At 71.9% G+C, this 10935-nt stretch carries 11 protein-coding genes and 1 tRNA gene; 3 read left to right on the forward strand and 9 right to left on the reverse strand.

Translation table 11 applies throughout. The features are described 5' to 3' along the window. Positions 1-119: 119 nt before the first annotated feature. The 6 genes from ACTUAL_RS27470 to ACTUAL_RS27495 all read right to left on the reverse strand — a co-directional run bounded on the left by ACTUAL_RS27470 (position 120) and on the right by ACTUAL_RS27495 (position 6389). Positions 120-1712: a solute symporter family protein gene (locus ACTUAL_RS27470; RefSeq protein ID WP_440902275.1), complete on the reverse strand. Its 1593-nt coding sequence runs from the start codon at positions 1710-1712 to the stop codon at positions 120-122. Then, on the reverse strand, positions 1709-2065 hold the full coding sequence (locus ACTUAL_RS27475) for a DUF485 domain-containing protein (RefSeq protein WP_440902276.1): 357 nt from the start codon (positions 2063-2065) through the stop codon (positions 1709-1711). The genes ACTUAL_RS27470 and ACTUAL_RS27475 overlap by 4 nt, the downstream gene beginning before the upstream one ends. A gap of 293 nt (positions 2066-2358) precedes the next feature. Next, entirely contained in the window at positions 2359-4170 is a 1812-nt protein-coding gene (locus ACTUAL_RS27480; protein WP_440902277.1) for a sodium/solute symporter, read from the reverse strand. Between the two features lie 3 nt (positions 4171-4173). Further along, positions 4174-4596 carry a hypothetical protein gene (locus ACTUAL_RS27485; protein WP_096490976.1) on the reverse strand — a complete coding sequence of 141 codons (423 nt, stop codon included), beginning with the start codon at positions 4594-4596 and terminating at the stop codon, positions 4174-4176. Beyond that, a complete protein-coding gene (locus ACTUAL_RS27490) occupies positions 4593-5420 on the reverse strand; it encodes a LytR/AlgR family response regulator transcription factor (protein WP_096490975.1) in 828 nt (275 codons plus the stop codon). The genes ACTUAL_RS27485 and ACTUAL_RS27490 overlap by 4 nt, the downstream gene beginning before the upstream one ends. Positions 5421-5516: 96 nt before the next feature. Further along, a complete protein-coding gene (locus ACTUAL_RS27495; protein WP_096490974.1) occupies positions 5517-6389 on the reverse strand; it encodes a S49 family peptidase in 873 nt (290 codons plus the stop codon). Between the two features lie 40 nt (positions 6390-6429). Between ACTUAL_RS27495 and ACTUAL_RS27500 the strand changes: the two genes are divergently transcribed. Beyond that, positions 6430-6597 (forward strand): hypothetical protein, encoded by a 168-nt coding sequence (locus tag ACTUAL_RS27500; protein ID WP_012782702.1) that lies wholly within the window; start codon positions 6430-6432, stop codon positions 6595-6597. 4 nt (positions 6598-6601) lie between these two features. Here ACTUAL_RS27500 and ACTUAL_RS27505 read toward each other — a convergent pair whose 3' ends face one another. The 3 genes from ACTUAL_RS27505 to ACTUAL_RS27515 all read right to left on the reverse strand — a co-directional run bounded on the left by ACTUAL_RS27505 (position 6602) and on the right by ACTUAL_RS27515 (position 10094). Continuing rightward, positions 6602-7861 (reverse strand): sensor histidine kinase, encoded by a 1260-nt coding sequence (locus ACTUAL_RS27505; protein ID WP_177154589.1) that lies wholly within the window; start codon positions 7859-7861, stop codon positions 6602-6604. 247 nt (positions 7862-8108) lie between these two features. Next, positions 8109-8546, reverse strand: coding sequence for a DUF983 domain-containing protein (locus tag ACTUAL_RS27510; protein ID WP_096490972.1), 438 nt, complete (start codon positions 8544-8546; stop codon positions 8109-8111). Positions 8547-8669: 123 nt separating this feature from the next. After that, entirely contained in the window at positions 8670-10094 is a 1425-nt protein-coding gene (locus ACTUAL_RS27515) for a sigma-70 family RNA polymerase sigma factor (RefSeq protein ID WP_440902278.1), read from the reverse strand. Between the two features lie 238 nt (positions 10095-10332). On the opposite strand from ACTUAL_RS27515, the gene ACTUAL_RS27520 reads away from it, so the two are divergent. Both ACTUAL_RS27520 and ACTUAL_RS27525 read left to right on the forward strand, forming a co-directional pair. After that, positions 10333-10728: a DUF7674 family protein gene (locus ACTUAL_RS27520; protein ID WP_096490970.1), complete on the forward strand. Its 396-nt coding sequence runs from the start codon at positions 10333-10335 to the stop codon at positions 10726-10728. A 42-nt stretch (positions 10729-10770) separates the two neighbouring features. After that, a tRNA-Gly gene (locus tag ACTUAL_RS27525) sits at positions 10771-10843 on the forward strand. The last annotated feature ends 92 nt before the right edge of the window (positions 10844-10935 follow it).

Below are 10935 nucleotides of genomic sequence, written 5' to 3' on the forward strand. Positions count from 1 at the left end.
GGCTCCGACGCTACGCGATGCACGTGCGGCGTTCCGAGGTGCGGTTGCTGCGTTCAGGTGCGGTTGCAACCGCACCTCGGTGCAGCAAGCGCACCTCGGAACCGTGGGCGGTCAGCGCATCAGTGGTCGCTCGCCTTCGCCGCGTTCGCGCCCGTGAACGACCGCACCTCCATCTCGGCCTGCTTCGCGTCGTGGTCGGCCTCCGGCCTGCCCGCGAACGTGCCGACGATGCCGAGCACGAACGCGAGCGGGATGGAGACGATGCCGGGGTTCGACAGGGGGAACAGGTCGAAGTCCATCGTCGGGAACATCGAGGTCGGCTTGCCGGAGACCGCGGGCGACAGGACGATCAGCACCAGGGTCACCGACAGGCCGCCGTAGATGCTCCACAGGGCGCCCGCCGTGTTGAAGCGCTTCCAGAACAGCGAGTACAGGATCGTCGGCAGGTTCGCCGACGCCGCGACCGCGAACGCCAGCGCCACCAGGAACGCCACGTTCTGGCCGTTCGCCGCGATGCCGCCGAGGATGGACACGACGCCGATGACGATGGCCGTCCGCCGCGCCACCTTCACCTCCGCGTCCTTGTCCTCCACCTGCCCCTTCTTGATCACGTTGGCGTAGATGTCGTGCGCGAACGACGCCGACGCGGTGATGGTCAACCCGGCGACGACCGCGAGGATCGTCGCGAACGCGACCGCCGCGATCAGGCCCAGCAGCAGCGGGCCGCCGATCGCCTCGGCCAGCAGCGGGGCCGCCGAGTTCGCCTTGCCCGGCGCCGCGTTGATCTTGTCGGGGCCGACCAGGGCCGCCGCGCCGTAGCCCAGGACCAGGGTGAACAGGTAGAACAGGCCGATCAGCCAGATCGCCCACACGACCGACCTGCGCGCCTCCTTCGCGGTGGGCACCGTGTAGAAGCGCATCAGGATGTGCGGCAGGCCCGCGGTGCCGAGCACCAGCGCGAGGCCGAGCGAGAGGAAGTCCAGCTTCGTCGTGCCGGTGGCCCCGTACTGCAGGCCCGGCCCGAGCAGCTTCTCCCCCGCCTTCGGCGCGTTGTCGACCGCCGCGCCGAGCAGCGTGGACAGGTTGAACCCGTACTTCGCCAGCACCCAGACGGTCATCACGCCCGCGCCGACGATCAGCAGCACGGCCTTGATGATCTGCACCCAGGTGGTGCCCTTCATGCCGCCGATCAGCACGTACGCGATCATCAGCGCGCCGACCACCGCGATCACGATCGCCTGGCCGCCCTTGCCGGTGATGCCGAGCAGCAGCGCCACCAGGCCGCCCGCGCCCGCCATCTGCGCCAGCAGGTAGAAGAACGACACGACCATGGTCGACGTGGCCGCCGCCGCGCGGACCGGGCGCTGGCGCATCCGGAAGCTCAGCACGTCGCCCATCGTGTACTTGCCGGTGTTGCGCAGCAGCTCCGCGACCAGCAGCAGCGCCACCAGCCAGGCCACCAGGAAGCCGATGGAGTACAGGAACCCGTCGTACCCGTAGACCGCGATCGCGCCCGCGATGCCCAGGAACGACGCGGCGGACAGGTAGTCGCCCGCGATGGCGATGCCGTTCTGCGGGCCGGTGAACGCGCGGCCCGCCGCCAGGTAGTCCGCCGCGGTCTTGGTGTTGCGGCTGGCCCGGATGACCACGACCAGGGTCGCCGCGACGAAGAGCCCGAAGATGCCGATGTTCAGGACGGCGTTGGTGTTCACGCGTCGCCCCCTTCGAGCTCGTGCCGGATCTTCTCGGCGGTCGGGTCGAGGTTCCGGTTCGCGTGCCGCACGTACAGCGCGGTGATCACAAACGTGGACGCGAACTGGAGGAGCCCGAGCACCAGGCCCACGTTGACGTTCCCGACCAGCTTGGTCGACATGAACCCGTGCGCGTAGTCCGCCAGCAGCACGTAGAGTACGTACCAGGTCAGGAACAGGCCCGCCATGGGGAAGACGAACGTCCGCAGCCTGCGGCGCAGCTCGGTGAACTCGGGGCTGGACTGCACCGCCACCCAGTCGGTGCTGTCGGGGGAACCGGGGGTGGGCCCGGCGGAGTCCTCGGTGGTGCTCACAGGTCCCCTCCTCGCGTACTCGGCGACGATGTCGGCGGCATGAACGGCACGTAAGTCCTCCTGGTGCGTTCTGGTACGCCGAGGACCGTAAAGAGACGTAGGTCACTCCGGGTAGTCCCTGAACGTGCTATTGCGCCCAACTGTCGAGTGATGCGACGAGCGGTAGGGAAAGTGAGACGAAGGGATAACGCGGTGAGCAACATCACCGTTCACCGGACGGTGTGAACCCCACCACCCGGTTGGCGCTGCCGATTGGCCGACCAGCGCACGTCCCGCACCCCTCGTCCGCCCGCTCAGCCCCCCGCCCCGGCCGCGCCCCGGTGCTGCCCCTCGCCCGCCCTGCGCGCGCCGCCGGACGCGAACCGCGCCCCCCGGTCGCGCATGAACCCCAGCCGGTCGGGCGCGTGCAGCCGCAGCAGCACCTGGTTCACGTCCGCGGGCTTGCTCGGCTCGGTCAGCTTGCTGATCCAGACCATGGTCAGGAACGCGATCGGCACCGTCACCAGCGCGGGCTGCGCCAGCAGCGCGGGCGCCCAGTCCCCCGTCGCCTTGCTCACCGCCGTCACCACCTGCGACAGGATCACCAGCCCGCCGCCGACGACCAGCCCGGCCACCGCGCCGACCCAGGTCAGCCCGCGCCACCAGATGCCCAGCAGCAGCAGCGGGCAGAACGTCGACGCGGCCAGCGCGAACGACATCGCCACGGTCAGCGAGGCGTCGCTGCGCGGCAGCAGCAGCGCGAGCCCGATCGCGACCGCGCCGGTCAGCACCGTCGCCCACCGGAAGTCCCGCACCTTGCCGCGCAGGATGTCCGTGGACACCACCCCGGCCACGCTCACCACCAGCCCGGACGAGGTGGACAGGAACGCCGCGAACGCGCCCGCCGCCACCACCGCGCCCAGGATCTGCCCGAGCACCCCCGGCAGCACCGTGTGCGGCAGCAGCAGCACCGCCGCGTCGGTCTTGCCGGTCACCAGCAGCTGCGGCAGGTACAGCCGGGAGATCACCCCGAGCACGGTCGGGAAGACGTAGAACAGCCCCAGCAGGTACAGCACGTGCAGCGCCGTGCGCCGCGCCGCCTTCCCGTCCGGGTTCGTGTAGAACCGCACCAGCACGTGCGGCAGCCCCATCGTGCCCAGGAACGTCGCGAAGATCAGCGAGTAGGTCTCGAACAGCCCGCCCAGCCCGTCGGTCTGCGGGCGCAGCCACACGTCGTTCGCGCTCGGCGCGCCCTCCACCACCGGCACCGGCGAGCCCGCCGTGAACCGCAGCTCGGTGCCCTTGGCCACCGAGTACACCTTCGGCGCGCCCCCCGCGTCCGGCCCCCAGTACGCGGGCCCGTCCGCGCGCGCCCCGTCCACCTCGCCGACCACGTGCAGCTTGGTCAGCGAGGTCACCTCCAGCCGCACCGGGTCGACGGTGGTCACGGTGACCGGCTCGTGGAACAGCAGCACGCCCTCGGCGTCCACGGACTGCGCGCTGTTGCCCGGCCCGGCCAGGAACACCGCGAACAGCACGAACGTCGGCGCCGAGATGGCGAACAGCTTGCCCCAGTACTGGAACGCCTGGACCAGCGTGATCGCCCGCATCCCGCCGCCGAGCACGTTGGCCACCACGATCAGCGTCACCAGCACGCCGCCCAGCCACGCGGGCAGCCCGGTGATCGTGTTCAGCGTCAGCCCGGCGCTCTGCAGCTGCGGCACCAGGTACAGCACCCCGATGCACACCACGAAGAACGTGCAGAAGTGCCGGAGCTTGCGCGACCCGAGCCGCGCCTCGGCGAAGTCGGGCAGGGTGTACGCGCCCGAGCGGCGCAGCGGCGCGGCGACGAACAGCATCATCGCCAGGTAGCCCGCGGTGAAGCCGATCGGGTACCAGAGCGCGTCGACGCCGTCCTTGAGGATCAGCCCGGCGACGCCGAGGAACGAGGCCGCCGACAGGTACTCGCCGGAGATCGCCGCCGCGTTGCGGGTGGCGGGCACCGCGCGCCGGGCGACCAGGAAGTCCGGGGTGGTGTTGGCCCGGCGGGAACCCACGTAGCCCAGCAGGAACGTGACCACCGCGACCACGGCGACCAGGCTCAGGCTCCACAGGTTCTGCACCATGGCTCAGCGGTCGACCATGCTGACGAAGTCGCGCTCGTGCCGCTCGGCCTGCCTGCGGCTGAGCAGCCCGACCAGGTAGAACAGCGGGAACGGCACCAGCCCGAGCAGCAGCCACGGCAGGCGCACCCCGAACAGCTGCACCTCGGACAGGTCGACCAGGTAGAACAGCAGCGGCAGCAGCGCGACGGCCAGCAGCGTCCCGCCGCCGAGCACGAACGCGGTGCGCAGCTGCTGCCTGATCAGGTCGCGGACCAGCTTCTCGCCGACGCTGGTCTGCTCCTCCAGTTCGATGATCGTGCGCAGCACCCGGCCCCGGCCCTTGGGGTCGGCCAGCACGACGCGCCTGCGCCGGGGCTTGCGGCCCTGCGCGGGCGCGGGCTCGCCGGGCGCGGGCTGCTCCGCAGGCGGTCCGGGCTGCTCGCTCATCCCCAGTTGCCCTTCGGCGGGCGCACGATCCGCTCCTTCAGGTCCCTGGTGTGCCTGCGGCTCACCGGCAGCTCCTTCGCCCCCTCACCGCTGCCGATGACCACCGCGTAGCCGTTGGACGTCATCCGCAGCTCGGTCACCAGCGGCAGCGCGACCAGGAAGGAGCGGTGGATGCGCACGAACCCCGCGTTCTCCCAGCGCTCCTCCAGCTGGGCCAGCGGGATGCGCACGAGGTGGCTCTGGCCGTCGTTGGTGTGCAGCCGAGCGTAGTCGCCCTGGGCCTCGACGTAGCGGACGCTGGCCCTCGGCACGAGCTTGATCGTTCCACCGAGCTCGACCGGGATGACCTCGTCGTCCTGGGAGTCGGCGGCGTTCGGCTCCGGCGCGGCGGCAGCCGCCGACACCGAGTTGACCCGGTCGACCACGCGCGCGATGGCCTTGTTGACCCGGTCGCTGTTGATCGGCTTGGTCACGAAGTCGACCGCGCCGACGTCGAACGCCACCACGGCCTCGGAGTGCTCGACGCCGGTGACGAACACCAGCGCGGGCGGCGCGCGGAAGGCGCCGAGCACGCGGGCCAGGTCGGTGCCGCTCAGACCGGGCATGTTGATGTCGGCGAACACCGCGTCCACCGGGGGCTGGCCCGCCTCCTGGCGCTCCATCACCTCGGTGTCGTAGTCGCCCCTGAGGATGCGCAGCGCCTCCGCCGCGTCGAACGCGGTCAGCACGCGGCGGATGTGCGGGCTGCTCTCCAGCAGGAACTTGATCTCGTCCAGACCTGGCGCCTCGTCGTCCACCGCCAGGACGAGGAGGCCGGAGCTCATTGGCGTACTCACTGTGCCGCGCATCTTGCCGATCAGGGTGGGGTCGTGTCCACGCCGGGGACCGCGCGCCGGGCCCGCGTCACGCCGACGAGGGGTTCACAAGCCGAATCGGGACCAGCGCGCGCGCTCCTCCAGGCTCGCCAGCGCCTGCGTCACGAAGTCACCCGATCGTGTGGACGCCGCGTTGCCGACGCCGAGCCTGCTGAGCAGGTTCCTGCGGGGCTCGGCGATGGCGATCTCGGCGTCGGGGTAGCGCTTGCCGATGACGCCGCGCAGCGTGCCCAGCCCGTCGACCAGCCCGAGCTCCAGCGCCCTGGCCCCGGTCCAGACCTCGCCGGTGAACAGGTCGGGCGCGTCGGCGGCCAGCCTGCGCCCCCTGCGCTCGGTGACCCACGCCTTGAACTGCCCGTGCAGCTCGGACTGGAGGGCTTCCAGCCAGGCCACGTCCTCGGCCTTCTCCGGCTGGAACGGGTCGAGCCGCACCTTGCTCTCGCCCGCGCTGTGCACCCGGCGCTCGACGCCGAAGCGCTCCATCAGCCCGGTGAGCCCGAACCCGGAGCTGACGACGCCGATGGAGCCGACCAGCGAGGTGGGGTGCGCGTGGATCTCGTCGGCGGCGCAGGCCAGCCAGTAGCCGCCGGAGGCCGCGACGTCCTCGCAGAACGCCAGCACGGGCACCCGGCGCTTCGCGGCCAGCTCGCGGATCCGGTCGGCGATCAGCGCGGACTGGGTCGGGGCGCCGCCGGGCGAGTTCACCAGCAGCGCCACGGCGACCAGCCGCTCGTGCTCGAAGGCGCGGGTCAGCGCGGACTCGACGGACTGGGCGTTCAGGCTGCCGCGCGCGGCGACCGGTCCGGGGTTCGGGGTGATGACCCCGTGCAGCCGGACCGCGGCGACGACCGGGCTGCGGTCGACCCGGTCGCCGACGATCTTCGGGAGTCGCGAAGCGATCTTGTCGGTCACGCTCATGGTCCCGAGCCTACTGACGTTCCGGCGCTAGCATCGGCTGGTGACGTTCAACCCGATCCGCTGGCTGGAGCGCTACGTCGAGTGGTGGGACGAGCGTGGCCGGAAGAACGCGGACGGCCCCAGCGCGATGCACGTCTACTGGATGTGGATCACCTGGGCGGTGTGCGGGGTGATGCTGGTGACCGCGCTGGCCGTCGCCGCGCGCTAGCGCCTCACGCGCGCAGCACGGCCTGCTCCCCGGTCTCCTCCACGCGCGGGGCCACCAGGGTCAGGTTGGGCCGGACGCCCTGCCGGTACTTGGGGACCTTGAGGATGATCTTCATCCCGGCCTCCGGCGCGGTCTCCACGACCAGCGCGTAGTCGTCGCCGAACACCGCCCGCATCCGGTGGTTGATGTTGCCCAGCCCGACGTGCGCCCCGGTCTGGTGCGCGTCCTTCAGGTCCTCGAACAACCGCTCCGGGTCCATGCCGACGCCGTCGTCCTCGACGCTGATCAGCGCCTCGGCCCCGTTGTCCTCGGCGGTGATCGTGAGCATCCCGCCGCCGGGCTTCTTGGCCAGCCCGTGCCGGACCGCGTTCTCCACCAGCGGTTGCAGGCACAGGAACGGCAGCACGACCTGGAGCACCTCGGGCGCGATGCGCAGCCGAACCTCCAGCCGCGCCCCGTACCGGGCCTGCTCGATGGTCAGGTACCGGTGGATGTTGGTCAGCTCGTCCGACAGCGTCGTGAAGAAGCCGTCGGTGCGGAACGAGTAGCGGGTGAACTCCGCGAACTCCTGCAGCAGCTCCCGCGCGTACACCGGGTCGGTGCGGATCAGCGACGAGATGGTGTTGAGCGCGTTGTAGACGAAGTGCGGCGAGATCTGCGCCCGCAGCGCCCGGACCTCGGCCTGCGCGAGCGCCTGCCGGGACTTCTGCAGCACCTCCAGCTCCAGCTGCGTGGAGACGAACCGCGCGGTCTCCTCCGCCATCCGGATCTGCCGCTTGTTCGGCACCCCGCTGACCACGATCAGCGTGCCCGCGACCTCGGACTCCACGATCAGCGGCACGATCACGGCGCTGTGCATGGGGCACGGCCCGGACAGGTCGCAGTCGAGCTTGCGGTGCTCGACGTGCTCCTTGTGCACCTCGCGGATCGCCTGCTCTATGTGCTCGCGCATCAGCTCGTAGTGGTCCGCCGCGCCACCGTCCCAGGACAGCACGCTGCCGGTGCTGTCGGTGATGCCGACCGCGACGCAGCGCAGCATCTCCCGCAGGTGCGGGGTGGCCTTGTCCGCCGCCTCCGCCGTCAGGCCCTCCCGCAGGTCGGCCGACGCCTTCGACATGCGGTGGAGCATGTCCATCACGGCGTCCTCGACCGAGGTGCTCACCCTGCGCGCCCGGCAGAGCATCACGAACAGCCCCAGGACGGCCAGGGTGGCGATGACGCCGAGCACCGCCCGCTCGGTCAGGAGATCGCGCACGCCGTCCATGCTGTGGGGTCGGCGTGCTCCAGGCAAGGGGTCTCACCCCGATCATCGTGGGACGATCGGGCTCGGGCGCCGGGAATCACCGCCCGGCCTGCGGTTTTCCGGTTGCGGGTCGGTCGGGTCGATCACCGGTTCCATTGGCGGGCAACGCATTCCGGGCGTGTCGTTGGTCGGGCGAACCGGCTCCGACACCGCGGGCGGGACGTTCGGCGCTCGCGATCACCCGCCTGGGAGGGGCCGCGCCCCCGGGTCAGTCGACCGGCTGCAGCGGACCGTCGATGTCCGGGAGCGAGTACATCTCGATCTTCCTGGCGATGTTGCCGACCTCGTCGCGCACGTTCAGCACGCCGCGCACGTGGCCCACCCAGCGCTCGGGCGGCAGGTCGTCGCCGGTCGCCTTGGACTCGGCGACCACCAGGTGCGGCCTGCGGATCGCCCAGCGGACCGGGAAGAACAGGAACATCATCACCAGCGCGAGGCCGAGCCACGCCGGGACGACGACCTGCTCCGGGGTCCACGCCACGAGCAGCACGCCCATGGCGGCCACGATGGCGAGCATCAGCACACCGGGGCCCTGACCGCCGCTCACGTCGTGCTCGAAGTCGGCGTCGGCGGCGGGGTTGCGCCACTCGACCTGGCTGCGAACCGTCCACATCCGGCCGTCCGCACCGCGCACCAGCCGCGTCATCAACCGTCTCCTCAGACGTCGAGCGATCACTCAGCGTGCTTCAACGGTACCCCTAGGGACGTGAGCCACTGGGGTGAACCCTGCGCCCGCCGCCGGTGGCGCGCTGTGATCAACGGCGGCCGTTCAGCCCACCGGGTAGACCGTCCGGGGGTGCAGGGTGACCGTGGTCGGCGTGACCGCCTGTTCCGGGCTCTGGAGCACCGACGGGCCGGGCTCCGGGTCGGGCTCCTGACCGGTGGTGGTCGTGCCGGGCGGCTCGGGGTCCTCCTTGCCCGGCTGGTCCGGGTCGTCCGGCGTGCTCAGCGCGGTGGTGCCGGGGTCCTCCAGCGCGCCGGGGGTCGAGCTCGTGGTGGTCGGCGGCTCGGCCTGCCCGGAACCCGGCTCGCGGGACGCGGGGTCGCCGGGGGGCCGACCGCCGGACGGCGGCTCGCCGGACTGCTGCCGGGTGGTCTGGGGCGCGCCGGTCGGCGGCCCGACCCGGTCACCGCCGGTGAGCGGCCCTCGCCCACCGCCGCCCGACGGCCGGTTCGAGGTCGCGGGGCGCGCGGCGCCGTCCCCGGTCGGCGGGAGGCTGGTGGCCGTCCCGGTCAGCGTCACGCTCGGGCGGGGCGTCGGCGGGTCGTCCACCGTGGTGCGCAGCGCGTACGGCCCCGGCTGCACCAGCGCGGGCCCCGGACCGCCGTCGAGCGCGCCCGCCACCACGCCGAACACCCCGACCGCCGCCACCGAGGCCGCGGTCAGCGCCAGCTTCACCTTGCCCGCCACCGGGGCGGCGACCTGCGGCGCGAACGCCAGCGACAGCAGCGCGGGCGCGGCGAGCAGGCCCGCGTGGGCGCGCAGCGTCGAGCAGACCTCGGCCAGCTCGGCGTGCAGCGCGTTGCAGGACGAGCAGGTCCGCAGGTGCTTGCGGATGCGCGCCTGCTCCGCGCCCTGCACCCCGCCCGCCGTGTACGTGCCCAGCTTGGCCACCACCGAGTGGCACGCGCGCGGCCCCCGGTCGTCGGCCAGGTGCGCCTGGAGGTACGCGGCCCGCAGCCCCTCGCGGGCGCGCCTGGCCAGCGCCGCCATCGCGTTGGGGCTGAGCCCGAACGCGGGCGCCACGGCGGACGGCCGCACGCCCTCCACCTCGACCTGCCACAGCACGCTGCGCCACCGCTCCGGCAGGCTGGTGAACGCCCGCGAGATCAGGGTGTGCTCGGCCCGGCTGGCGGTGGCGTCGGGGAACGGCTCGACCCGCCTGCTCAGCTCCTCGTCCTCCACCGGCACGTCGCGCCTGCGCCCGCTCCACTCCCAGGCGACCCGGCGCGCGGTGGTCAGCAGGTAGGTGCGCACGTGCTCGGTGGGACCGCTGCCCCGGCGGATGGCCTGGAGCACCCGGAAGAACGCCTCGGCGGCGAGGTCGTCGGCCTCGGCGTGCTCGCGGACGTGGCGGAGGGCGAACCTGCGGACGGCGTCCGCGTGCCGGGAGTACAGCTCGCCGAACGCGGCGTCGTCCCCGGCGCGGACCCTCGCGAGCAGTTCCCGGTCGACATCGGCTTCGTCGGCCATCCCGCCCGGCACCTCCAGCCCGAGTCGCGCTCCGATCGCCAAGATGCCACAGCGGGGTGGGGCGACCCCGAAGCCTCGTGGCCCCGACACCGAAGACCGACCGCTCGTCGTGGGCCGTTCGGGTCAACCGATGCGGCTGTTCCGGTGCAGCGCGCACGGTGACGACCCGGTCACGGCTCGGGGTGTCGCCCGGAGAGAGGGCCCCCACGGGGCACTTCGGGGCGGTAGCGTCCGCCCCGTGGCCGACTGGAGAACGAGAGCCGCGTCACTCCTGCCGGAGCTGACCGCGGTGGTCGAGCGCGAGTCGTGGTCCTGCCACGTGTTCCTGACCGAGCTGTGGCAGCTGGCGCTCGACGGGCACCGCGAGGACGACCGCGACCTGCTGACCAGGGTCTACGGGTTCGCCCACTGGTGCTTCCGCCAGGAGCAGTTCCTGGCGAACGCGGCGGTGGTCAGCTTCTACGAGCACGTGTTCGACGAGTGGGAGCTCAGGGACGCGGTCGCGCCCTGGCTGCCGACCGAGGTCGTGGACAAGGTCCGGCCGCTGTGGGAGTGGCGGTGGTCGAAGGAGCGGTTGTCCGAGGTAGACCGGCTGCTGAGCGGTTCGGGCACCCCCGGTGAACGGGCGGTTTGACCCATGGTCTAGAGTTCTCCCTGTCAGACAGCAAGTGGTCAGGCGGATGTAGCGCAGTTGGTAGCGCATCACCTTGCCAAGGTGAGGGTCGCGAGTTCGAGTCTCGTCATCCGCTCTCCGGAAGAGGGCGGTAACCAGTAGGGTAACCGCCTCATACGCGTTACGGGGTCCCCGGGATCAACCCCCACCCCGGGGGTCGGCGGTTAC

This window comes from Actinosynnema sp. (assembly GCF_052038725.1).